Here is a 24,346-nt window from a genome sequence, read left to right as displayed (position 1 = left end):
AAGAATATTGGTTTGGTTTAATAATGCCGCAATTTTATAACATTAGTTTTGAATAAAAAAATATTTTTTACTGAAAATCTAATTCTTGTATATTTTTTTTTTTGGAAAAAAAAGTTAGATTTTTATAACATTTCTGCATATAAAAAAACGAAAATTTATTTTTAAATTTCGTATGCTTAATTATCTAAAAAACAGGTGGTTGTGTTTTTATTTTAAATTTTTTTAGCCCCTAGTATTTAATTATGGATTGGAAGATTATGGTTATTAAATATTTAAATAAAACGGAGTGTTTTTTTTAAACAAAACTAATTTATGAAGTGTATTCTTATCTTTGTTTTTAACTTTTTATTAACAGTCATCTTTTAATGTTAATTTTGTGTTTTTTTTGAATTGAATTATTACTAATTCAAGTTGATATTTATCTGTTTTTTATTAATAGATTTATATTAGATATATTGCATTTCAAAATTGGAATGAATTATTTTTATAAAAAAAACCCGCCAATTATTGACGGGTTTTATACTATGTAATCAAAATATTCTGTTAGATTCCAAAACTTGCTCTAGCTCCACCTGAAACAAACAGTGCAGTCATTCTAGATTTTTGACCATTAGTGAACATATACATAGCTCTGTTTTCAGTATAGTCCATATAGTTCATTGTCATTTCAACTGGAGTACCTGTACAAGTACTGTAATGAGGATAAGCAGGAACACCTTGATTTGCAGCATTGTGTGTAGGAGTGTCAGAAACTAAATCACTTCCACAAGTAGCATCACCCCAAATGTGACGTAAGTTCATCCAATGTCCAATTTCATGAGTTGCAATTCTTCCTATATCATACGGAAAATTTGCTGATCCAGATAGTCCAACATTTTTTGAATCAAGCACAACTCCATCGGTAGCAGATGATCCTCCTGGAAACTGGGCATAACCTAAGATACCACCACCAATTGTGCATACCCATAAATTAAGTTTTGTAGTTGGCGAAGTAGGGTCTAAACCTCCACGGTTTGTTTTTTTCATTGTATCTGTAGTTCCCCAAGTTGTTTTTGTAGTAGATTTTCTGTTGATGCTTTCTAATACAAAAGTAATGTCAATATTAGCAGCAACTCCAGCAAACAATGAAGGGATACTGTTGAAATCAGTATTAGTTGCAGTAAAATCTTTGTTTAATATATCGATTTGCGACTGTATTTGAGCATCAGATATGTTTTCAGCAGAGGTTCTATATAATACGTTTACCACAACTGGAATCTCAATTTTACCATTCACTAAGCGACTAGTCCCCTTTGCATTTTGTGTAAAAGCTTCAATCTGGTTCATTCTTAAAGCTAATGTGGGATCTGCTTTCATTTGTGCTTCAAGAACTTCCTGAGAAGCACATATGCGATTTTCAAAATTAGTAGACGATATTTTTGTTTCAGATGAATCAATAGTGTCATTCTGACAAGAGAAAAGCATTAGAAATACTGTTGCGGTTAAAATAATTTTTTTCATATAATGGTTTTAGTTATTAATATTAGGATTTTGATTGTATATATAGATTTGATTTTTGAATTATTAAATGACTCTATAATATAATAAGGCAGATTCAATTATAAAAAAACCCGCTAACCAGTAGCGAGTTTTATATTTTGTGGGGCAAAATATTTTATTAGATTCCGAAACTTGCTCTAGCACCACCAGAAACAAATAAAGAAGCCATTTTAGATTTTTGACCTGTAGAAAACATATACATTCCTCTATCGTCAGTGTAATCCATATAATTCATTGTCATTTCAACTGGCGTACCTGAACAAGTACTATAGTGAGGATAAGCTGGAACTCCGTAGTTTGCAGTATTGTGAGTAGGAGTGTCAGAAACTAAATCACTTCCACATGTAGCATCACCCCAAATGTGACGTAAGTTCATCCAGTGACCTACTTCGTGAGTTGCAGTTCTTCCTAAGTTGTAAGGAGCCGAAACAGTTCCAGTACGTCCAAATGCATTGTTGTCCATTACAACACCATCAGTAGCTGATGCACCTCCAGGAAATTGTGCGTATCCAAGAATACCACCACCTAAATTACAAGACCACATATTTAATACCGTAGTTGGAGTTGTAGGGGCAATTCCTTGAGATGCAGTTTTCATTGCATTATTTGTAGAGTAAGAAGTTAAGGTTGTAGCTTTTCTTACAACAGCTTGTAGTACAAATGAAATGCCTACATTAGCTTTAACTCCAGAAAATAAAGCTGGTACGCTATTGTAATCAGAATTAGTAGCATTGAAATCTTCGTTCAAAACATCAATTTGTGATTGTATTTGAGCAAGAGAAATGTTCTCAGCAGCAGTTTTATAAAGTACATTCACCACAACTGGAATTTGTACTTTACCATTTACTAAGCGGTTAGTCAACATCGCTTTTTGAGTAAACGCTTCAATCTGGTTCATTTTGATTGCTAATGTTGGGTCAGCAGCCATTTGAGCTGCAAGTACTTCAGTTGAAGCACAACCACGGTGTGCAACTGCACTTGTTGCTAAATCAGTAGAGTCAGCTTGGTCATTTTGACAAGAGAAAAGGAGCATAACTGCCATTGCAGATAAAATAACTTTTTTCATAATAATAAAGGTTTTTGTTAAAAAATATTGGTTTGGTTTAATAATGCCGCAATTTTATAACATAAGTTTTAGATAAAAAAATATTTTTTTTAAATTTTGTAATTTTTTTTATTCCTCCTTTTTTTTATGCTTTCAAAAGGGTTAAACAACTACTTTTTTTAAGGGTATTATTAAATTATAAACCCAATAAAATATAGATTTTTTTTAGAGAAAAATACTATTATATACTTCTTTATGTTCTTAACATCTCTATTTACTATTTTTTTATTATTTATAAAAATTAGGAAGATAAATCTTTCAAATTAATTTACGGCTTTAAATATTCATTTAGAATTTTAATTTTTCACGATTTGTTTTGTGCAGTTTTTTTTGAATTATGAAATATTCAGACCAAATATTTTTAGTTTAAAGTGAAAAGCAACTTTTTTTATAAAAGAATTTAGGATAAACTCAAAAGACTTTAGACACCTATTAATCTAAGGTTGACTATAATAAACTAATATAATTGTGCAATTCTATAAATAAATTGAATTTCTTATATATTAATATGTAGTACTTCCGGTGTATTGAGTGTAAGTAATTAACATAATGACACAATTGAACTGTGTATGTTTCTATTAATCAAAGTTTGATGATGTATTAGTTAGAATTAGTAAAAAAGAGGAGACGATTTTGCTAATTCTTTAAATGCTTTTCTATGAAATTAAAAAACAAATTAATTATTGAAGATATAATGTATGATGTTGGCTCCCATTTTTAAAGCCTTTTCACGAACAGCTATTGGGTCATTATGTACTTCCTGATTTTCCCATCCGTCACCTAAATCACTTTCAAAAGTATATAGTAGTACAAGACGATTGTTTGAGAAGATTCCGAATGCTTGTGGTCGATTGCCTTCATGCTCGTGAATTTTGGGCAAACCACTTGGGAAAGGAAAAGGTTTTTGAAATAGGGAATGGTTAGAAGGGATTTCTACCAAATCATTATTAGGGAATATTTTCTTTATTTCTTTTCTGATATATTGATCCATTCCGTAATTGTCATCAATGTGTAGAAAACCTCCAGAATTCAGGTATTTTTTTAAGTTGTTAATTTCTGAATCACTGAAAACAACATTACCGTGTCCAGTCATATGAACGAAAGGATAGGAAAATAAATCAGGGCTGCCAGGCTCAACAGTTTCAGGCTTTGGGCTTATAGTAGTATTAATATTAGAATTGCAAAATTTAATCAGATTAGTCAAGGCAGTGGGATTAGCATACCAATCACCACCGCCACTATATTTTACTAATGCTATTTCCTGAGAAAATGAAGCTATAGAGAACAATAAGAATATGTGATATATTTTTTTCATAAATCTAATTTTAACCTCGTTTTCTATATTTGGAACAGCTTGTTAACTTTAATCTTTATGCTTATTATCTAAACTTCATTTACAAAAACCACGCTATGACAAGCGACTATTGCAGCAGTTTCCGTTCGTAGTCTTGTGTTTCCTAAAGATACAGCAGTATAGTCGTTTTCAAGTGCTAAGGCAATTTCTTTTTCTGAAAAATCTCCTTCAGGCCCTATAAGTAATGTTATGTTTTCATTTGGCTTTAAAACAGACTTTAATGTTTTCTTGTCCGTTTCTTCACAATGAGCAATTAGCTGTAATCCATCATTTTTCCTTTTTAAGAAATCCTTTAGAGAAACCGCTTCATTCAATTTTGGAAGATAGGGTTCATTAGACTGCTTCATAGCTGATAAAATGATTTTATCCATTCTTTCTATATTTACTGCTTTTCGTTCCGAATGGTCACATATAATAGGTGTGATTTCATGTACTCCAAGTTCAGTAGCTTTCTCCAAAAACCATTCGTAACGGTCATTCATTTTAGTAGGCGCCACAGCTAGGTGTAAATGAAAAGTTGAGGGAGCTTTCTTTTCGAATGAAAGAACTCGTACGGTACATTTATTATCAGAAGCCAAAGTGATTTCAGTTTCGAATAAATAGCCCAAACCATTGGTAACAAATAATATGTCGGTATCTTTTTTTCTTAATACTTTAATGATATGTCTGCTTTCTTCTTTATCAAAAGAAAAGTTTTCAGTAGTTTCGTTTATTTCTGGATTATAAAATAATTGCATAGCTTAAAATTGTATTCGTGCTTTTGAAACCACTGTTGCAGTTTCGAATTTTTGTGATAAAAACTTTTGATAACCTACAATTCCAATCATTGCAGCATTATCCGTGGTGTATTCAAATTTTGGGATAAATGTTTTCCAGCCGTATTTAGATTCTGCTTCTTTCAGGGTTTTTCTTATTCCTGAATTTGCCGAAACTCCTCCGCCTATGGCAACTTGATTTATCCCTGTTTCTTTAACGGCTAATTTTAATTTATCCATTAAAATTTCGATAATTGTATATTGTATTGAAGCGCAAATATCATTTAGATTCTCTTCAATAAAATTAGGGTTTTCTAATTTTTGTTTTTGAATAAAATATAAAATAGCGGTCTTTAATCCTGAAAAACTAAAGTCAAGACCTGGTACTTTTGGTTTGGTAAATTTAAATGCTTTTGGATTTCCCAGTTGGGCATATTTATCTACTAATGGGCCACCAGGATAAGGAAGACCTAATATTTTCGCGCTTTTGTCAAATGCTTCACCAACGGCATCATCTGTGGTTTCACCAATGATTGTCATATTGAAAAAATCATTCACTTTAACAATTTGAGTGTGTCCGCCGCTTATGGTTAAAGCTAAAAAGGGAAAGTCAGGTTTTTCAAAACCTTCTTCCGCTATAAAATGAGCTAAAATATGAGCATGCATATGGTTAACAGCGATCAAAGGAATTTCTAAAGCTAAAGCCATAGACTTGGCAAAAGAACTACCTACAAGAAGGGATCCCATTAATCCGGGACCTTGTGTAAAAGCGATTGCTGATAATTGTTCTTTTTGTATCTTTGCTTTAAGTAATGCGGCATCAATAACGGGCACTATATTTTGTTGATGAGCACGTGAAGCAAGTTCGGGAACAACTCCGCCATATTGCGTGTGAATGAGCTGATTAGCGACTACATTCGACAGTACTTTGTCGTTTTGTAATACGGCTGCAGCTGTATCGTCACAGGAACTTTCGATAGCAAGAATAAAAACCTCTGGATTTTGCATAAAAAGGCACAAATTTTGATTTATATTTGACAAACCGATTTTAATTTTCTTTAATTTTACGGCGCTGCCAAAATTAAAGAATTTTTATTAAAGGTTCCTCTCTTTCCTAAGGCAATATAAGATTTTAGAAAAAAAATAAAATAAAATAAGTATCAAAAAATTCATTAAAATATTTTTTCGTTTTATCCTTGGTTTAATTCTCCTTTTGTTAATATTAGGGATTGCTTTGTCATTGCCTTTTGTTCAAACAAAAGTTGCACAATATTTTACAAAAAGCATCAATAAAGATTTTGGAGTCAATATATCTATTGATGAAGCTTCTGTATCCGTTTTTGGCGGTGTGAAATTCAAGAAAGTTTTGATTCTGGATCATCATAAAGACACTTTGATATATTCAGAAATTATAAATACCAATGTTTTAGACGCAAAGAAAATATTAGATGGTGATTTAATTTTTAGAGATATTCGTTTAAGTGGTTTGCTGTTTAGTATTAAAACCTACAAAAACGAGGACGAGACTAATATAGATAAGTTCATTAAAGCTTTTGACTCTGGAAAACCTTCAACGGGAAAACATTTTTTATTGAAAGCTTCAAAAGCATATATAACTAACGGGCATTTTATTTTAATTGATGAAAATAGGGAAGTCCCTAAAGATGTCGATTTCACTAAACTAAATGTTACTTTAAGTGATTTTATGTTATATGGTCCTGATATAAATACTAACATAAAAAAGATGTCTTTTAAAGATCATCGCGGTATTTACGTTACTAATTTAAGTTCGAAATTTAGTTACACAAAAAAGAATATAAAATTGGAGAACCTTGATTTAGCTACTAAAGAATCTAAGCTTAAAGGGGATGTTTATTTAAATTATAAAATTGAAGATTTTTCGAATTTTAATGACAAAGTGAAATTTGACGTAAAATTGGAAAAGGCTACTTTGTCTTCAAATGATTTAAGGCATTTTTATAAAGAGATAGGTAGAAATATAAATTTTGATATCAGAACCCATATAACCGGTACTTTAAATAATTTGAAATTTTCCAATATTAGATTGGTAGATTCTAAAAAATCACAAATAAACGGGACTATAAATTTCAAAAATCTTTTTGGAAAAAAAGAGCAGCATTTTTATATGGACGGGGATTTTAAGAAAGTGTCTATCAGTTATGAAAATCTGGTTAAAATATTGCCAAATGTATTAGGTAAGAAATTGCCAGTTGAGTTAAAGAAATTGGGGATGGTTACTATTATAGGGAATTCTCAGGTAAGTAAATCAACTCTCGATGCTGATTTCTCCTTAACTTCTGATTTAGGAAATGTTCAATCAGTGTTAAGTATGAAAAGCATCGATTTTATTGATAAGGCTTCGTATGTTGGGAATGTAGTTCTAGAAAGTTTTGATGTAGGAACTCTTTTGAATAGAAAAGATCTTGGTAAAGTAAGTATGAATATTGATGTTGATGGTAAAGGATTTACTGAGAAATATCTAAATACGGCTTTAAAAGGAGATATTTCAAAAATAGATTATAACGACTATAGTTATAATAATATAGTGGTAAACGGTACTTTTAAAATGCCACATTATAAAGGTCAGATTGCTGTTAATGATCCTAATTTAAAAATGACTTTTGATGGATTACTGGATTTAAGTAAAAAAGACAGTAGTTATGATTTCCATATTAATGTTGAGAATGCTGATCTACATAAATTAAACTTTATAAAAGACACTATTTCTAGATTTAAAGGGGATGTAATTGTCCAACTTTCCGGAAATACGATTGATAACCTGCAGGGAAATGTATATTTTACAAGTACTTCTTACCAAAACTGGAAAGACACTTATAATTTCAATGATTTTAATATTAATTCAAGTTTTGACCAGGATCGTGTTCGAACCATTAAAGTAAACTCACCTGATATTGTAGAAGGAGAAATTGTAGGTAAGTTTCAGTTCAATCAGTTAGGAGATTTGATGAAGAATTCACTAGGAAGTCTCTATGCTAATTTTAAACCTAATAAAGTAAACAAAGGTCAGTTTTTGAAGTTTAATTTTAATATTTACAATAAAATTGTAGAAGTCTTTTATCCTGAAATATTAATAGGCTCGAATACTGTTGTTAAAGGAAATATCATTTCAGACAATCTGGAGTTTAAACTTAATTTTAAATCCCCTCAAATTGTTGCTTCCAAAAACACTTTTGATAACATAAGAATTGCAATCGACAATAAAAACCCGCTTTATAATGCTTACATAGAACTGGATAGTATAAAAAGCAAGTATTATAAATTGCGTGATTTTAGTTTGATCAATGTAACCATTAAAGATACATTGTTTTTTAGATCTGAATTTAAAGGGGGTTCAAAGGGAGAAGATTACTATAATTTAAACTTGTACCATACGATTAATAAGGACAATGACAATGTGGTAGGTATCAGTAAATCAGAAATGAAGTTTAAGGACTATTTATGGTTTTTAAATGAAGAAGACACGCCAAACAATCAGATCGTTTTTGATAAGTCATTTAAAAATTTCAATTTTGATGATATTATTTTATCTCATCAAAATCAGGCTATTAAACTCAACGGAAAAATAAAAGACAATGTCAATAAAGACTTGAAATTGAGTTTTAAAGATGTGGATTTGTTTAAAATCACACCTACTGACGATAAATTTGTGTTTAAAGGAAATATTAACGGTGAAGTGAATTTTAAGCAAAATGACGCTATTTACAAACCAACAGCTTCTCTGGTTATTGATCAATTGAATATAAACAATACTGATTTGGGTGTTTTTAAATTTGATATTGAGGGGGACCAGAATTTTGAGAAATTCACCATTAATTCTTATATCGAAAATGAAAATGTTGAATCTTTTAATGCCAAGGGTAATTTTAAAATAGTAAATAAAGAAGCAGCTCTGGATTTGAGTTTGAAATTTGAGAAATTTAATTTAGGGGTTTTAAGTTCGTTAGGAGGAGATGTACTTTCTAATATTAGAGGTTTTGTAAGTGGTAATGCAACTATAGGAGGAAATGTTAAAAAACCTAGTATAAATGGTCGTCTGTATGCTGATAATACTGGATTGACTATTCCTTATCTAAATGTCGATTATGAATTAAGTGACAGGTCCATTATTGATTTAGTGGAAAATAAGTTTTTATTAAGGAACAATACCCTTACTGATGGTAAATACAAGACAAAAGGCTCTCTGAACGGTGTCATCGAACATAATAATTTTGGTGATTGGAAACTGGATCTGGCTATAAAATCCAAAAGATTACTTGCTTTAGACACTAAAGACAAAGAGGATGCTGCTTATTACGGAACTGCATTTATTGATGGTGTCGCAACAATTAAGGGGCCTACGAATGGATTGTTTATAAAAGTGGATGCGAAATCTGAAAAAGGAACGACTATAAAAATCCCAATTAATGACTCAGAAAGTGTAAGTGATAATAATTTCATTCATTTTTTGACTGCCAAAGAAAAATATAATATTTCAAAAGGAATAGTTGAGAGTAGTTCAAAATATAAGGGACTTGAATTGGAGTTTGATCTTGAAATTACAGACGATGCCGAAGTGGAAGTAATCCTGGACCGAAGTACAGGACACGGAATGAAAGGTAAAGGTTTTGGAGTTTTATTGTTTAAAATTAACACCTTAGGGAAGTTCAATATGTGGGGGAATTTCCAAGCGTTTGAAGGGTCTTATAATTTTAAATATGGCGGGTTAATTGATAAGAAATTTTCAATAAAAAAAGGAGGTTCTATTGAATGGCTTGGAGACCCTATGAAAGCGGTGTTAAACTTACAGGCGGTATATAAAACTATTGCAAATCCTTCTGTTTTATTGGAAAACCCTTCATTCAACAGGAAAGTGCCAGTTGAAGTGGTTATTGGAATTCGTGGAGATTTAGCCAGTCCTGAACCCGACTTTAATATTGAGTTCCCTACAGTAAGTAATGTTTTGAAATCAGAAATTCAATATAAGTTGAATGATAAAGACGTTAGACAAACTCAGGCGTTGTATTTATTATCATCGGGCGGTTTTTTAAGTCCAGAGGGTGTAAGTCAATCGGATTTGTCAGGTAGTTTATTTGAAACAGCTACTGGTTTAATAGGTGATATTATTAAATCAGAAGGAGATAAATTCCAATTCGGGATTAACTTTATTTCAGCTGATAGGAGAATTGGAAGGGAAACTGACGGTAGATTTGTTGCTACTTTTTCATCAAAAATTAATGAAAGAATTACTTTTAACGGTAAAGTAGGGGTGCCACTTGGAGGAATTAATGAATCAGCTGTTGTGGGGGATTTTGATTTTCAATACAGGGTAAACGACGATGGAAGCCTCAATTTGCGTTTATTCAATAGGGAGAATGATATAAATTATATAGGTCAAGGAATTGGGTATACTCAAGGATTTGGAGTTACGTATGAAGTTGATTTTGATACATTCAAGGAATTGGTAAATAAGATTTTAAAAAAGAATAAATTAAATAGAATCAACAATTCATTAGATCAAATAGAAGATTCTCGTTTGTCACCTGATTTCATCAATTTTTCCAAACCCAAAAAACCAAATACAGAAGCTCCAAAAACGAATCAGGAAGCTTTAATTCCTGAGGAATATTAATAAGTAGTTTAAAAAAACATTAAATCAAACTTTAATAGCAACACTTTTGTGGAGTGTAAAATTTATTTTCATTCGAATTTAAATTACTTCTTTTCAACAGTTATAGTCAAAGGCATTTATTTGACAGTCTGTTTTTGTTAATAATTTGAAGGATACTTCAAATTATATGTCTTCCTATTTAATACAATATCATCAGGTTTCGTTTGATTTAATTATTAAAAGTTAAAAAACTCACGTTTTTTCGGGCTAAATTAAAAACTTATTAACGAAAACGTTTGAATTTGTTTCGCTTTGCCAATTTATTAATAACATAGCATTATAACTACTTTATGTTTGCTATTTTTACTTTTTAATACACAAATAATGCAAAAAACAATAAAAAAAATTGGTGTTTTAACCTCAGGAGGAGACTCTCCTGGAATGAATGCTGCTATACGTTCAGTTGTAAGAACGTGCGCTTATCATAATATAGATTGTATAGGAATATATAGAGGATATCAAGGAATGATTGAAGGGGATTTCAAAGAAATGGGAGCCCGTTCAGTAAATAATATTGTGAATAAAGGAGGGACAGTTTTAAAATCTGCTCGTTCTATGGAGTTTAAAACTGCCGAAGGAAGAAAAAAAGCCCACGAACATCTTGTAAAAGCAGGAATTGATGCTTTAGTAGTTATCGGTGGAGATGGTACTTTTACTGGAGGCTTGATTTTTAATACGGAGTATAATTTCCCAGTTATGGGGATTCCAGGAACCATTGATAATGATATTTTTGGAACGAGTCATACATTAGGATATGACACTGCTTTGAATACTGTTGTAGATGTAATTGATAAAATTAGAGATACCGCCAGTTCACATAACCGATTGTTTTTTGTGGAAGTAATGGGTAGAGATGCCGGACACATAGCTTTAAACGCGGGTATTGGTGCTGGAGCAGAAGAAATTCTTATTCCTGAAGAAAATTTAGGTTTAGATAGATTGTTGGAATCATTGCAAAAAAGTAAAGCTTCGGGTAAATCATCAAGTATAGTTGTAATTGCCGAAGGGGATAAAATAGGTAAAAACGTATTCGAATTAAAAGATTATGTGGAAGCTAATTTACCAGAATACGATGTAAGGGTTTCGGTGCTGGGTCATATGCAAAGAGGAGGTTCGCCTTCTTGTTTTGATAGAGTGTTAGCCAGTAGATTAGGTGTGAAAGCGGTTGAATCTTTATTGGAAGGAAAATCAAATTATATGGTTGGACTCCAGAATGATAAAATTGCATTGACTCCGTTAGAGCAAGCCATAAAAGGAAAAACCGAAATTGATAGGGAACTATTAAGAGTTTCGGAAATAATGTCAACATAGAATAAGAATTTGAAGTTTATTGTGAGGAAATTAGACTTTAAGTAAGTTAAAAAAGAAGGAAAAATAAACAAAAATCAGATTGAGATGTCAAAAGTAAAATTAGGAATAAACGGATTTGGAAGAATAGGAAGAATTGTATTTAGAGAATCTTTCAATAGAGATAATGTAGAGGTAGTAGCTATCAACGATTTATTAGATGTAGATCATTTGGCTTATTTATTAAAATACGATTCGGTTCACGGACGTTTTGCAGGAAAAGTGGAAGTTATCGACGGGAAACTGTTTGTAAACGATAAAAACATTAGAATTACTGCCGAAAGAGAACCAGCCAATTTAAAATGGGACGAAGTAGGAGTAGACGTAGTGGCTGAATGTACTGGTTTCTTTACTACTATAGAAACTGCAAATGCGCACATTACAGGTGGTGCTAAAAAAGTAATTATTTCGGCACCTTCTGCTGATGCACCAATGTTTGTAATGGGAGTAAATCATAATAAAGCTTTAGCTTCGGATGTTGTTGTTTCGAATGCCTCTTGTACGACAAATTGTCTAGCTCCTTTAGCTAAAGTGATTCATGATAATTTCGGAATTGTTGAAGGATTGATGACAACTATTCATGCTACGACTTCGACTCAAATGACTAATGACGGTCCTTCAAGAAAAGATTTCCGTGGAGGTAGATCAGCACTGGTAAATATGATTCCTTCAAGTACAGGTGCGGCTAAAGCAGTTGGAAAAGTTATACCTGAATTGAACGGGAAATTAACGGGGATGTCTATGAGAGTACCTACTGCAGATGTTTCTGTTGTAGATTTAACTGTGAAGTTAGCCAAAGAGACTACTTATGAAGAAATAATGGCTGCTTTAAAAACAGCTTCAGAAACTACAATGAAAGGAATTTTAGGATACACTGAAGATTTAGTTGTGTCTCAAGATTTTATATCTGACCCTAGAACTTCTATTGTAGATGTGCATGCAGGAATCGGTTTGAACTCTACTTTTTTCAAAATTGTATCATGGTATGATAATGAATATGGATATTCTAGTAAGTTAATTGACTTGGCTGTACATATTTCTGGATTAAAATAATATATATACATACAGAATCCCGTTACTGTTTTTAGCGGGATTTTTTATTTTTTTTATTTAATATTGTAATGGTTTTAAGCAAGTCAATATTGGATTGAATTGTTTAACCAAAGAACACCAAAACCAAAAGAAATGAGATTAATAGTTGATAGCGGTTCTACCAAAGCCGATTGGATTTCGATAGATGATGATGGAAAAATATTGTTTACAACACAAACGTTAGGGTTAAATCCTGAAGTGCTTGAGAATGATGAAATTGTCGAGCGCTTGAATGATCGTTTTGATATCCTTCAAAATAAAAATAATGTCAGCCATTTGTTCTTTTATGGGGCAGGTTGTGGAACTGACAGAATGAAAATTTCGCTTTCTCAGTTGTTTCAAAAATATTTTCCAAATGCAATAATAGCTGTTGAGGAAGATACTTATGCTGCGGTATATGCAACTACACCAAAAGGGGAGAAAGCTATTGTTTCTATTTTAGGTACGGGTTCAAACTGTAGTTATTTTGATGGGAAAGAATTGCATCAAAAAGTACAGTCATTAGGCTATATCGTTATGGATGATTGTAGCGGAAATGTTTTTGGAAAAGAATTAATTAGAAAATACTATTTCAATAAAATGCCTAAAGAATTGGCAGAGCAATTTGAAAAGGAATACGATTTAGATCCAGATGCTATTAAAAGTAAATTGTATAAAGAACCAAATCCTAATGCGTATTTGGCCACTTTTGCAAAGTTCTTAATTCAGCATAAAGAAACGGAATTTTGTAAAAAAATCATTTTTAAAGGAATGAAATCGTTTGTTAAAAACTACATCAGACAATTTGAAAATTGTAAAGAAGTGCCCGTTCATTTTGTGGGATCTATTGCTTTTTATTTAAAGGATGAATTACAGCAAACTTTTGATAAATATGAATTGAAATTAGGGAATGTGTTAAGAAGGCCAATTGATGGATTAATAGCCTATCATGTAGCAAATAAATAAAATTCGAATATTCACACTTCTTATTATATAAAAAGGTCCTGCTTATGGCAGGACCTTTTATGCGTTTAGTATAGCAGTTAAAATTTTATTCCTACACTAATTCCATAAGATTTTAATACTGTTGTGTCAGGCGTCTCATTATCAAACAATGGTTTTGCTCCTTCCATTCTTAAGAAATTTTGTTCCCAGAAGGCGTTTATGTTTAGATTAAATCCATCCCTTTTTAAAACGGGAAAACCTAATCCTATCCTGAAATTACTTCCGTTTTTAAATTGTTCTTTATTTAAAGAATAATCATTGGCAAGATTTATATAGGTGTAAACGTTGTTGTTGTCAAGAAAAAAATATTTAATTACGCCTCCTATTTTTATCATAGAAAAGTCAGGTCGGGCGTGGCTTTGATAGCCCGTTAAAAGTCCTACGCTAAGTTTTTTAAACAGATTGTAGTTAAAACTGTATGAAACCCCAAAAGAAGGTTTAGCGTTTGTTATTTCGTCTGTTTTTCCTATTCGTGCATTATATTGGGAACTGTAAATCCCATAACTATATTCTACATTAAAAGGATTTATGAATTCAACGTCAGCAGTTGAATACCATTTTTTGCTGGAGCTATTTTGAGAATAACTAAATGAGCAGCCAAGCACCACAATAAAAAAAAATATTTTTTTTATTGTTTTAGATTTCATTGTTTTAGATTTCATTTTATAATTTAATAGTCTATTTTATAAGTCAAATATATAGCTTTATATAGTTATTATAAAGAAAAATTGTAATAAAAAACTTTCTAATTAATAAGATGAAATGAATTTCAATTAAAGAGATACACTTTGAGTTTTCATTGAAAGACTTATTGCGTACCATATGGAAAATAAGTAGTATTCAGTGTTCGGTTTTTTAGTGTTCAGTAGCTTCATAAACTGAATACTAAAAAACGGAACATTGACTTTTTATTTGCAACTGATCACTAAACACTGTCTACTGACCACTACATAATGGCAATCATAGAAATTTCTACATTCACATTTTTAGGTAAACAAGCAACCTGAACCGTTTCACGTGCCGGAGCTGTTGTTTCGTCAAAATAGGAACCATAAGCTGTGTTTATACTTGCAAAGTCATTCATATCCATAATGAAAATACTTGTTTTGACTACGTTTTCAAATGTCATTCCTGCAGCTTCTAGAACTGCTTTCATATTTTGCATAACCTGATGAGTTTCTGTTTCAATAGAACCTGTAATGAGTTCTCCAGTTTCAGGATTAATTGCTATTTGACCAGAAGTGTATAATGTGTCTCCTTTTAATACAGCTTGGCTGTATGGACCTATTGGTGATGGTGCTTTCTCAGTAAAAATTATCTTTTTCATAGTTTTAGTTTTTAATTCGAATAATATATAGTTTCAATAATTGGTATTTATCGATTTGCGTTAGAGCTTCGCTTGTCCCATTTAATATCGCTCAACACACCAGATTTTATCCCGATAAAGAATCCCCAGTTGGCATTACTTCCAAAAGGTGCCCAATTGAAATCCATTCTCCAGCTTAATAAATCTCTTTCAAAACGAAGTTGCGTGAAAGTCACACCGTTTTGAACAAAATCATAACCGGTTGAAATTCCTGCTTTCCACTTAGGAGTCAAGTCGGCATTTGCTGAAATCATAATAGAATTACCAATGATTTTATTTTCTCTGTTGCCGTTTCCATAAGTTAGCGAATAAGCAAATGTCATATCCCAAGGTAGTTTTGATTTAAAAAACTCTGAAACAACATCTTCCCCTTCCGTTTCTTCATCATCAAATTGGCTTTTTCGATTATCGTTTATATCAGTATTTGTTCCAAATAAATCATCTTCACGACCACCATTTCGTTGACTTTGTTCGTTTTTGTCTTTGTTTTTTTTATCAAATCCTTTACTGGATAAAGAATAGTTTAAAGTCATATTAGAACTAGTCATTCTGAATAAACTGCCGCCATTGTCAAAATTAAAAACATTAATTCGATTACCGGAATTATCAATAGCATAAGGATCTAAAGTAGCACCAAAGTTCACATTCATTTTATTGTCAAATAACTGAGTTCCTCCACTGACTCTTACAGGTGACCACGCAAGAGTATTTATTCCGTCAGCATTGAGATCATAACTGGTAGAAAGATTTAAGTTGTTAAGAAGCATTACTTTTTTAGGCTCGGTTTTGGTCTCATCTTTGTCTGTTACTTTTGCTTCAAAAGTATTGCTAAGGTCAAACCCAATGTTATTCGAATTGTTCAATCCTGGAGCGCCAAAAATGCCACCTTCAAAACGGGTGTATTGTTTTAGCATTGTGCCACTCGCATCACTCGCATAAGTGTCATAATATTTTTCAAAACTGGGAGTATAACCATAAGATAGGGAAGGTCGCATAACATGCCTTATGGATTGTATTTTTTTATCATCTCCAAAATTAAATGTTCCGTAAATTGTAGTTCCTACACTAGATGAAAAAGAGTAAGTTCTAAAAGCATCAAAACCATTAATAGTTTTATCGACTACCTTGCTTTGATCCGTATCAAAATTTCGTTCTATTGTTTTTGCAGTCCATACTTCTTCGTAGTTTAATGAAGAAGAAGCACTGAAATATTTGAATAATTTAAAATTGGTACTCAAAGGAATACTATGTTGGACACCTAATTTAGCATCTCTAAACATTTGGGGTTTAAAGAATAAAGAATCAGTAGTGGTAATGCTATTTCTTCCGTTTAAATTATACTGTAAATTGATGTTTTTGAAAAAACCTTTTTTGATATAGTCTTTTCCTGCAAAAGGATAGATACGATCAACGCTTAATTGCAATGTTGGCAAGGTCATATTAATCTCCTCAGTTTGGGTGTTTTGAGAATGTGTGGCAGAAAGCGACATTCTAAGCTGTGGTACCGTATTGAAAGTTTTTGAGTAGGAAACGGAAGAGCTTAAAGTGTTATTAAGGTTAGAACCAATGTTTGTCTGATTAATAGATTGCTTAAAATATTTACTGCTACCAAGATTCACAGAAGCAGAAAAGCTTGAATTTGGTGATGCTTGAGAATCTTTGGAATGGGACCATTGCAAGTTATATATCCTTTGTTTTAAATAATCAGGATACCCTCTTTCACTTGTAATTAAATTTTCGAATCTAAAATTTAAATTCCCTCTATAATTGTATCTTTTAGCATAAGAGGATTCAAATCGCATACCGTAACTACCATTTGTATAATAATCACCTAAAACGGTTAAGTCATAGTGATCGTTTAAAGCAAAATAGTATCCTCCGTTTTGTAGAGAAAAGCCTCTGCTGTTAGAGTCATTATAGCTGGGTAATATAATTCCTGAGATGCTAGTTTCTTTTGTCATGGGGAAATAAGCAAACGGTAAGGCAATAGGAGTTGGAACATTTGCTATTACCATATGGGTTACTCCGGTAATTACTTTTTTGCCTGGGATGAATTTTACCTTGTTGGTTTGAAAGTAATATTCAGGATTGTCAATGTTTTTAGATGTAGTGAATCGAGCACCTTTTAAAAAATAAACCGAATCGTTTTCTTTTTTAGTAATTGCAGCTTTTATTTTAAACTCCCCTTGATCTGATCTAGAATTCCAGATTAACGCTTTTTTTGTTTTAAAATTAAATCGAATGGAATCTGGTTCAATGACATTTGGTCCTTGTTTAAAAACAGGGTTTTGAGATGGTCTTCCAGTAGAATCTTTTATTCTTCCAGCATAGACTTCGTTTTTCTCATAGTCCATAACGATTAATCCCGCCTTTAATTCTACATCCTGATAGTATAATTCCGCTTTATCGTATAAAGTAATGAGTTTTTTCTTCTGGTCAATTTTAGCATATTGATCAGCCTTGTATTTTACTTTACCATCCAGGAAAAGTTTTTGTTGTTTAACCGTGTCTTTTTTGATGGAGGTAGTATCTTTACTTTCAACAGTTTTGGCCTTGTTTTTGTTAACTATAGATTTAGGGTTATCTGTTTGTTCCTTAGCGGGTAGCGCTATTTTTTTGTTGTTTATATCTTGTGAATATACATTAGCACAACCAATTGACAGGAAAAATGATAGTAAAACGATATTAAATAAGTTTGTATGCAAAGGGATAAATGCTATTTTTGTAAAATTATGGCTTGTTTTTTGACATGCCAAACTTACAGATTATTTTTTGTCAAAAATAATCAAATGAAAAATATAACAGTAGCCTTTTAATTAAATTAACTTTAAAATATATGTACGTATTAAATAAGATTAAAGTGGTACTTGCTTTTTGTCTTTTTATTGCTTCTTTAAACACCTATAGTCAATCCAATATCTTTAAAGTTACCTTAGATGCTGGACACGGTGCTCATGATTTTGGGGCAGTATATAATGGACATGTAGAAAAAAACATTGCACTTGCGATTGTTCTTAAAGTAGGTAAGATTTTAGAAGACAATCCGAAATTTGACGTGTCATATACTAGAAAAACGGATGTTTTTATCGATTTAGTCGAAAGAGCAAATATCGCCAACAGATTTAATGCAAATATTTTTGTGTCAATTCACTGTAATGCAAACAGAAATACAGTTGCAGACGGAACGGAAACCTATGTGATGGGTATGAGTAAAATGGCATCCAACTTAGAAGCGGCCAAAAAGGAAAACTCCGTTATTACTTTAGAGAAGGACTATAAACAAAAATACGAAGGATTTGACCCTAACTCTCCTGAGACTATGATTGGGATGACCTTGATGCAGGAAGAGTATTTAGATAATAGTATTTCACTGGCGAGTAAAGTCGAAGAAGAATTTGGGAAATTAGGAAAAAGAATTAGAGGCGAGGGCGTTAAACAGGCTCCCTTTATGGTTCTTCATAAGGCTTATATGCCAAGGGTGTTAATTGAAACGGGTTTTATTTCTAATCTTGTCGAAGGGAATATATTAGATTCAGAAGCGGGTCAGAATGATATTGCAAATGCTATTGCAAATGCTATATTTAGTTATAAAACTGAATATTTTGGTAATGGAAACATTGAAGTTTATGATGTTTTGCCAGTTCAAAAAAGTGCTGATAATTCTATAAAAAACAATTCGACTAATGGGGATAAAAAAATAAACCCGGATATTCTTTTTAAAGTTCAACTCTCAGCGAGTAGTAGAAAAATGAATTTGGATCCTAAAAACTTTAAAGGACTGAATGGTATATCGATGGATTATGATGATTATGTATATAAATATATGTACGGACAAACATCGGATTATGAAGTAGCTAAAATTCAATTAAAAGAAGCTAAAGATAAAGGATATATTTCTGCTTTTTTAATTGCTTTCAAAGACGGAAAAAAAATCAGTATTGAACAAGCCACTAAATAAAAAACAATTTCTAAAAGTTTAATAATTCTCTTTTTCTATAAAAAAAACTAAAATTTGAAAATTTCAATTAATACCTTACTATTAATAACCGTTCTCTTTCTATCATTTAATGTTTCATCTCAATCGAAACAAAACTTTGTAATTATTTTAGATGCAGGGCATGGCGGTAAAGACCCTGGGAACTCATACCACGGTTTTGTTGAAAAACAAATTGCCCTAAAAACAACTTTAAAGGTTGAAGAATTTTTAAAAAAGGATAAGGATATCAAGGTTGTTTTTACAAGAAAATCAGATGTTTTTATTGAATTAGCCGATAGACCAAAATTGGCCAATAGTATTCACGCGGATTTATTTATTTCCATTCATTGTAATTCTGTTAAAAATGGTTCTCCTTACGGTACTGAAACTTTTGTAATGGGATTGACAAGAAGCAACACCAATTTAGAAATTGCCAAAAATGAAAATTCGGTAATATTATTAGAAAAAGATTATAAGAAAACATATAAAGGTTTTGATCCAAATAAACCCGAAACATTAATAGGTTTAAAAATATTACAGGAAGAATATTTAAATAGAAGCATTAAGTTAGCTTCTAGAATCGAAAATAATTTCACACACAAACTTAACAGAAAGTCCAGAGGTATAAAGCAAACGCCTTTATGGGTTTTAGACGCTGCTTATATGCCAAGTGTATTGATAGAATTAGGATTTTTATCTAATAAGGTAGAAGGAGCCTACTTAAATTCAGATGCTGGACAAAATAATATGGCTGAAGCAATTGCAAATGCTATCATTAGTTATAAAAAAAACTATTTAGGAGAAAGCGTTTCTAATAAAAACACTGAAAAATCTAGGGAGAAGGTGGTAGATAAATACACAAAGGACAGCTCTAAGGTTTTGAAAAAAGAAACAGTTGCTGGAAGACAGTTGGATATGAATGAAGAAAATCAAACAGAATCCTCTGAAGTGGTTTTTAAAGTTCAAATTGCTGCCGCAAATAAAAGTGTTAAATTAATACCTGCTAATTTTAAAGGATTGAAAGATGTATCCGTGATAACTGATAACGGAAGTCTGTTTAAGTATCTATACGGCTCAACATCAGACTATAAGGAAGCAAAACAGAATTTAGAAGTTGCGAAATCCAAAGGGTATAGCTCAGCATACTTGATAGCTTATAAGAATGGTGAAAAAATCAGTATTCAACAAGCAATCAAATAATAATTACAAGTTCAACTATTTTATATTAAATTTGTCTAAAATACTTATATTTTGAAAATTACAAGAGAAATTAAAACGGCTATATTAGTCATCGCATCGATTCTATTATTTATTTGGGGTTACAGTTTTTTAAAAGGAAGAGATCTTTTTAATAGCTATAAAACTTTTTATGTTGAGTATGAAAACGTAGAGGGGTTAACTTCTTCTGCTCCAGTTACTTTAAACGGACTCAATATTGGTAAAGTAAACTCAATAAAAATTAATGAAACTACAGGTAAACTATTAGTTGAATTACAAATTAAAACTGATTTTCCTATTTCTAAATCCAGTATAGCTTCAATCTATGAGCCAGGTTTTATTGCAGGGAAACAAATCGCCATTCATCCTAATTTTGAGGATAAAACTCTTGCAATGGATGGAGATATATTAAGCGGAAATGTGATATTAGGGCTTACTGCTTCCGTTAGTGAAAAACTGATTCCTCTTCAGGAAAAAATCGAAAAATTGATGCAAAGTGCTGATACCTTATTATTAGGTATAAACAATGTATTTGATAAAAAAGGACAGGAAAGTTTAAAAATCAGTTTAGCTGAGTTGGGTAAAACGATGGAGCAATTTCATAAAGCTTCATTGAGCGTCAATACACTTTTGGACGACAATAAAGCTCAAATAAATGGCGTGGTTACTAATTTCAATAAAATTTCAGGGGATTTTTCAAAAATATCAGATTCTTTGAATAAAGCTGATTTAGGGAAAACTGTGAAAAATCTTAATACTACTTTGGCTAAAGTCAATGGTATTATGAGCGGTTTAGAATCCGGAAAAGGAACAATGGGGAAAATGTTAAATGATGATGCACTATATTCAAACTTATCCAAAACTTCAAAAGAGCTGGAATTGTTGTTACAAGACGTCCGACTTTACCCAACAAGATATATAAATGTTTCTCTTTTTGGAAAGAAGAATAAACCATATATTGCAACAGAAAACGATACTATTTTAAAAAAATAAATACTAGCAACTATGAGCTATTTAGACAATGTGTTATTTGCCATTTTATTAATAATTGGATTCGGTTATTTTTATATTAATATAAAAAAAATAGCCAGAAATATTAACCTCGGAATTGATGTAGGCAGAAAGGATAATCCTGCTGCACGATGGAAAAATATGGCTATGATTGCGTTAGGGCAATCAAAAATGGTTAAAAGACCTATAGCAGGTGCTCTTCACATTGTAGTTTATTTAGGTTTCATTATTATTAATATCGAATTGTTGGAAATCATCATCGATGGTTTATTTGGAACCCACCGCGTATTTGCTGTTTTAGGTTCTTTATACGATGTCTTAATAGGTTCATTTGAAATATTAGCACTATTAGTACTTGTAGCTGTTTCTGTTTTTTGGATTCGAAGAAATATACTGAAATTGAAACGTTTTATGAATCCTGAAATGAAAGGATATCCTAAAAATGACGCAAATTACATCTTGTATTTTGAGGTTGTTTTAATGACTTTGTTTTTATTAATGAATGCTACTGATTTGCATTTACAAAATGTACCAGGTGGTTTTTCTCATTTTATAAAAGCAGGTTCTTTTCCTGTAAGTCAGTTTATTGAACCATTGTTCAATGGAATGTCTAATGAATTAGTGATGTTGCTTACTGAAATGTTTTGGTGGATTCATATTGTTGGTATCTTGATTTTTATGAATTATTTATATTTCTCAAAACACTTACATATATTATTAGCTTTTCCTAACACTTATTTTGCGGACTTAAATCCACAAGGGCAATTTGACAACTTGGAAGCTGTTACTAAAGAGGTGAAAATGATGATGGACCCTAATGCTGATCCATTTGCAGCAGCTCCAGTAGTGGAAGGTGAAGCACCAGCAAAATTTGGAGCAAGTGATGTTCAGGATTTAAATTGGGTTCAATTATTGAATGCTTATACATGTACTGAATGTGGTCGTTGTACCTCTTCTTGTCCAGCAAATCAAACGGGTAAAAAATTGTCTCCTCGTAAGATTATGATGGATACAAGAGATAGATTAGAAGAAGTAGGTAAAAATATAGATGCTAATAAAGGAATTTTTATCCCAGACAATAAAACTTTATTAAACGATTACATTACCCCAGAAGAATTATGGGCTTGTACTTCTTGTAATGCTTGCGTTGAAGAGTGTCCTGTAAATATCAGTCCGCTTTCTATCATTATGGATATGAGACGTTATTTAGTTATGGAGCAAAGTGCAGCACCGATGCCTTTGAATGCGATGATGACTAATATTGAAAATAATGGAGCGCCATGGCAATACAGTCAACAAGATCGTTTGAACTGGAAAGACGAGAATTAAGATTTAAAAATTTAGTTTTAAAAAAATATAGCTGTTGATTAAAATGAAATCAGCAATTAACCGAATAAATAATATAAGATGTCAGAAAATTTAATAGTACCAACAATGGCAGAAATGCTAGCTCAAGGAAAACAACCAGAAGTTTTATTCTGGGTTGGTTGCGCAGGTAGTTTTGATGATAGAGCAAAAAAAATAACCAAAGCTTTCGTGAAAATTTTAAACCGTTCTAATGTTTCTTTTGCGGTTTTAGGAGCAGAGGAAAGTTGTACTGGTGATCCAGCAAAAAGAGCTGGAAATGAGTTTTTATTTCAAATGCAAGCGATGATGAACATCGAAGTATTAAATGCATACGAAGCAAAGAAAATAGTAACTGCTTGTCCGCATTGTTTTAATACTTTAAAAAATGAGTATCCTGAATTAGGAGGTCAATACGAAGTAGTTCACCATACTGAGTTTTTAAAATCATTGTTAGATGATGGTAGATTAACTATTGAAGGCGGTCAGTTTAAAGGTAAGAAGATTACTTTTCACGATCCTTGTTACTTGGGAAGAGCAAATAACGTTTATGAAGCGCCTAGAGAATTGATTGAAAAATTAGATGCTGAATTAATAGAAATGAAACGTTCTAAAGCAAATGGTCTTTGTTGTGGAGCCGGAGGAGCTCAAATGTTTAAAGATGCTGAACCCGGTGATATGGAGGTAAATGTGTTGAGAACAGAAGATGCATTAGAAGTTAAGCCAGACATTATTGCTGCAGGATGCCCTTTCTGTAACACGATGTTGACTGACGGAATTAAAGTTAAAGAAAGAGAAGCTGATGTGAAAGTTATGGATATAGCCGAACTGATAGCAAATGCACAAGATTTATAAATAATACAATAATTAGTTAGTAGAAAGATTATTTTTTTAATACTACTTCTAGCTTCATAAATTTAAAATAAATAAAAAATGTACGTTCCATTTGAAAATTTACCCGAAGAATCCAGAATATGGATATATCAATCCAACAGAAAATTTTCGGATGCCGAATTTTCTGAAATCGAAACTGCTTTGCAATCCTTTCTTGAAAGTTGGGCTGCTCATGGTACAAGTTTAGAATCTTCATATGAACTAAAGTACAACCGATTTATAATTATAGCCGTAAATCAGGATGTGCAGGCAGCAACAGGGTGTTCAATTGATTCTTCTGTAGAATTTATTCAAAGTTTGGAAAAAAAATACGATGTTGATCTTTTGGATAAAATGAATGTAACTTTCAAATTAGGAGAACATATCGCTCATAAGCCATTGATTGATTTCAAGAAAATGGTAAAAGACAAAGCGGTAACAGAAAACACTATCGTTTTCAATAATTTAATTAATAACGTACAAGAATATTTAGAATCATGGGAAGTTCCAGCTATGGATAGTTGGCACAGTCGTTTTTTTTAGAAATACTATATTGATAAATATTTAAGGCATAAGATTTTTTCTTATGCCTTTTTTTATGCTTTGTTTATTATTAAACTCTAATAATTTAACCCAAATTAAGTTAATCAAGCGATGGTGTAAGAAATTAAAGGGTTACTTTTGTAATTAATG

General features: G+C 31.6%; 18 protein-coding genes. 10 read left to right on the top strand and 8 right to left on the bottom strand.

Features of this window, described 5'->3' with window-relative positions:
* Positions 1-543: 543 nt before the first annotated feature.
* The 5 genes from FLAK523_RS13115 to tsaD all read right to left on the bottom strand — a co-directional run bounded on the left by FLAK523_RS13115 (position 544) and on the right by tsaD (position 5,761).
* On the bottom strand, positions 544-1,500 hold the full coding sequence (locus FLAK523_RS13115; RefSeq protein ID WP_248904204.1) for a zinc metalloprotease: 957 nt from the start codon (positions 1,498-1,500) through the stop codon (positions 544-546).
* Between the two features lie 157 nt (positions 1,501-1,657).
* Entirely contained in the window at positions 1,658-2,605 is a 948-nt protein-coding gene (locus FLAK523_RS13110; RefSeq protein WP_248904202.1) for a zinc metalloprotease, read from the bottom strand.
* A 715-nt stretch (positions 2,606-3,320) separates the two neighbouring features.
* Positions 3,321-3,959, bottom strand: coding sequence for a DUF4159 domain-containing protein (locus tag FLAK523_RS13105; RefSeq protein WP_248904200.1), 639 nt, complete (start codon positions 3,957-3,959; stop codon positions 3,321-3,323).
* A 68-nt stretch (positions 3,960-4,027) separates the two neighbouring features.
* Positions 4,028-4,735, bottom strand: coding sequence for a 16S rRNA (uracil(1498)-N(3))-methyltransferase (locus FLAK523_RS13100; protein ID WP_248904198.1), 708 nt, complete (start codon positions 4,733-4,735; stop codon positions 4,028-4,030).
* Between the two features lie 3 nt (positions 4,736-4,738).
* The gene (gene tsaD, locus FLAK523_RS13095; RefSeq protein WP_248904190.1) at positions 4,739-5,761 is read right to left on the bottom strand and encodes a tRNA (adenosine(37)-N6)-threonylcarbamoyltransferase complex transferase subunit TsaD; all 1,023 of its coding nucleotides are present in this window, start codon (positions 5,759-5,761) and stop codon (positions 4,739-4,741) included.
* 205 nt (positions 5,762-5,966) lie between these two features.
* Between tsaD and FLAK523_RS13090 the strand changes: the two genes are divergently transcribed.
* The 4 genes from FLAK523_RS13090 to FLAK523_RS13075 all read left to right on the top strand — a co-directional run bounded on the left by FLAK523_RS13090 (position 5,967) and on the right by FLAK523_RS13075 (position 13,826).
* Positions 5,967-10,403: a translocation/assembly module TamB domain-containing protein gene (locus FLAK523_RS13090; protein WP_248904188.1), complete on the top strand. Its 4,437-nt coding sequence runs from the start codon at positions 5,967-5,969 to the stop codon at positions 10,401-10,403.
* Between the two features lie 363 nt (positions 10,404-10,766).
* Positions 10,767-11,753, top strand: coding sequence for a 6-phosphofructokinase (pfkA, locus tag FLAK523_RS13085; RefSeq protein WP_248904186.1), 987 nt, complete (start codon positions 10,767-10,769; stop codon positions 11,751-11,753).
* A gap of 84 nt (positions 11,754-11,837) precedes the next feature.
* Positions 11,838-12,842, top strand: coding sequence for a type I glyceraldehyde-3-phosphate dehydrogenase (gene gap, locus FLAK523_RS13080; RefSeq protein ID WP_248904184.1), 1,005 nt, complete (start codon positions 11,838-11,840; stop codon positions 12,840-12,842).
* 132 nt (positions 12,843-12,974) lie between these two features.
* Positions 12,975-13,826 carry an N-acetylglucosamine kinase gene (locus tag FLAK523_RS13075; protein ID WP_248904182.1) on the top strand — a complete coding sequence of 284 codons (852 nt, stop codon included), beginning with the start codon at positions 12,975-12,977 and terminating at the stop codon, positions 13,824-13,826.
* A gap of 77 nt (positions 13,827-13,903) precedes the next feature.
* Here FLAK523_RS13075 and FLAK523_RS13070 read toward each other — a convergent pair whose 3' ends face one another.
* The 3 genes from FLAK523_RS13070 to FLAK523_RS13060 form a co-directional block, all read right to left on the bottom strand.
* Positions 13,904-14,527, bottom strand: a complete 624-nt coding sequence (locus tag FLAK523_RS13070) for a hypothetical protein (protein WP_248904180.1) — start codon at positions 14,525-14,527, stop codon at positions 13,904-13,906.
* A gap of 284 nt (positions 14,528-14,811) precedes the next feature.
* Entirely contained in the window at positions 14,812-15,192 is a 381-nt protein-coding gene (locus FLAK523_RS13065; RefSeq protein ID WP_248904177.1) for a RidA family protein, read from the bottom strand.
* Between the two features lie 47 nt (positions 15,193-15,239).
* Entirely contained in the window at positions 15,240-17,987 is a 2,748-nt protein-coding gene (locus FLAK523_RS13060) for a putative LPS assembly protein LptD (protein WP_248904175.1), read from the bottom strand.
* Between the two features lie 80 nt (positions 17,988-18,067).
* Between FLAK523_RS13060 and FLAK523_RS13055 the strand changes: the two genes are divergently transcribed.
* The 6 genes from FLAK523_RS13055 (at position 18,068) to FLAK523_RS13030 (ending at position 24,196) form a co-directional block, all read left to right on the top strand.
* Positions 18,068-19,189, top strand: coding sequence for an N-acetylmuramoyl-L-alanine amidase (locus FLAK523_RS13055; RefSeq protein ID WP_248904173.1), 1,122 nt, complete (start codon positions 18,068-18,070; stop codon positions 19,187-19,189).
* Between the two features lie 54 nt (positions 19,190-19,243).
* Entirely contained in the window at positions 19,244-20,407 is a 1,164-nt protein-coding gene (locus FLAK523_RS13050) for an N-acetylmuramoyl-L-alanine amidase (RefSeq protein ID WP_248904171.1), read from the top strand.
* A gap of 51 nt (positions 20,408-20,458) precedes the next feature.
* Positions 20,459-21,418, top strand: a complete 960-nt coding sequence (locus FLAK523_RS13045; RefSeq protein WP_248904168.1) for an MlaD family protein — start codon at positions 20,459-20,461, stop codon at positions 21,416-21,418.
* Positions 21,419-21,430: 12 nt separating this feature from the next.
* Positions 21,431-22,765: a (Fe-S)-binding protein gene (locus tag FLAK523_RS13040; protein WP_248904166.1), complete on the top strand. Its 1,335-nt coding sequence runs from the start codon at positions 21,431-21,433 to the stop codon at positions 22,763-22,765.
* 78 nt (positions 22,766-22,843) lie between these two features.
* Complete coding sequence (locus tag FLAK523_RS13035) at positions 22,844-23,635, top strand: (Fe-S)-binding protein (protein ID WP_248904164.1); 792 nt, start codon at positions 22,844-22,846, stop codon at positions 23,633-23,635.
* Positions 23,636-23,713: 78 nt separating this feature from the next.
* The gene (locus FLAK523_RS13030; RefSeq protein ID WP_248904162.1) at positions 23,714-24,196 is read left to right on the top strand and encodes an ABC transporter ATPase; all 483 of its coding nucleotides are present in this window, start codon (positions 23,714-23,716) and stop codon (positions 24,194-24,196) included.
* Positions 24,197-24,346 lie beyond the last annotated feature (150 nt).

Origin of the sequence: Flavobacterium sp. K5-23 (genome assembly GCF_023278045.1) — a bacterium.
Taxonomy (GTDB): Bacteria; Bacteroidota; Bacteroidia; order Flavobacteriales; family Flavobacteriaceae; genus Flavobacterium.
This window is presented reverse-complemented; position numbering and strand designations above follow the sequence as displayed.

Excerpts from the sequence above, each read along its gene's own strand:
- FLAK523_RS13100 (WP_248904198.1), bottom strand. The coding sequence starts at position 4,735 with ATGCAATTATTTTATAATCCAGAAATAAACGAAACTACTGAAAACTTT.
- FLAK523_RS13065 (WP_248904177.1), bottom strand. The coding sequence starts at position 15,192 with ATGAAAAAGATAATTTTTACTGAGAAAGCACCATCACCAATAGGTCCA.
- FLAK523_RS13110 (WP_248904202.1), bottom strand. The coding sequence starts at position 2,605 with ATGAAAAAAGTTATTTTATCTGCAATGGCAGTTATGCTCCTTTTCTCT.
- FLAK523_RS13115 (WP_248904204.1), bottom strand. The coding sequence starts at position 1,500 with ATGAAAAAAATTATTTTAACCGCAACAGTATTTCTAATGCTTTTCTCT.
- tsaD (WP_248904190.1), bottom strand. The coding sequence starts at position 5,761 with ATGCAAAATCCAGAGGTTTTTATTCTTGCTATCGAAAGTTCCTGTGAC.
- FLAK523_RS13040 (WP_248904166.1), top strand. The coding sequence starts at position 21,431 with ATGAGCTATTTAGACAATGTGTTATTTGCCATTTTATTAATAATTGGA.
- FLAK523_RS13070 (WP_248904180.1), bottom strand. The coding sequence starts at position 14,527 with ATGAAATCTAAAACAATGAAATCTAAAACAATAAAAAAAATATTTTTT.
- FLAK523_RS13105 (WP_248904200.1), bottom strand. The coding sequence starts at position 3,959 with ATGAAAAAAATATATCACATATTCTTATTGTTCTCTATAGCTTCATTT.
- gap (WP_248904184.1), top strand. The coding sequence starts at position 11,838 with ATGTCAAAAGTAAAATTAGGAATAAACGGATTTGGAAGAATAGGAAGA.
- pfkA (WP_248904186.1), top strand. The coding sequence starts at position 10,767 with ATGCAAAAAACAATAAAAAAAATTGGTGTTTTAACCTCAGGAGGAGAC.
- FLAK523_RS13030 (WP_248904162.1), top strand. The coding sequence starts at position 23,714 with ATGTACGTTCCATTTGAAAATTTACCCGAAGAATCCAGAATATGGATA.
- FLAK523_RS13035 (WP_248904164.1), top strand. The coding sequence starts at position 22,844 with ATGTCAGAAAATTTAATAGTACCAACAATGGCAGAAATGCTAGCTCAA.
- FLAK523_RS13055 (WP_248904173.1), top strand. The coding sequence starts at position 18,068 with ATGTACGTATTAAATAAGATTAAAGTGGTACTTGCTTTTTGTCTTTTT.
- FLAK523_RS13075 (WP_248904182.1), top strand. The coding sequence starts at position 12,975 with ATGAGATTAATAGTTGATAGCGGTTCTACCAAAGCCGATTGGATTTCG.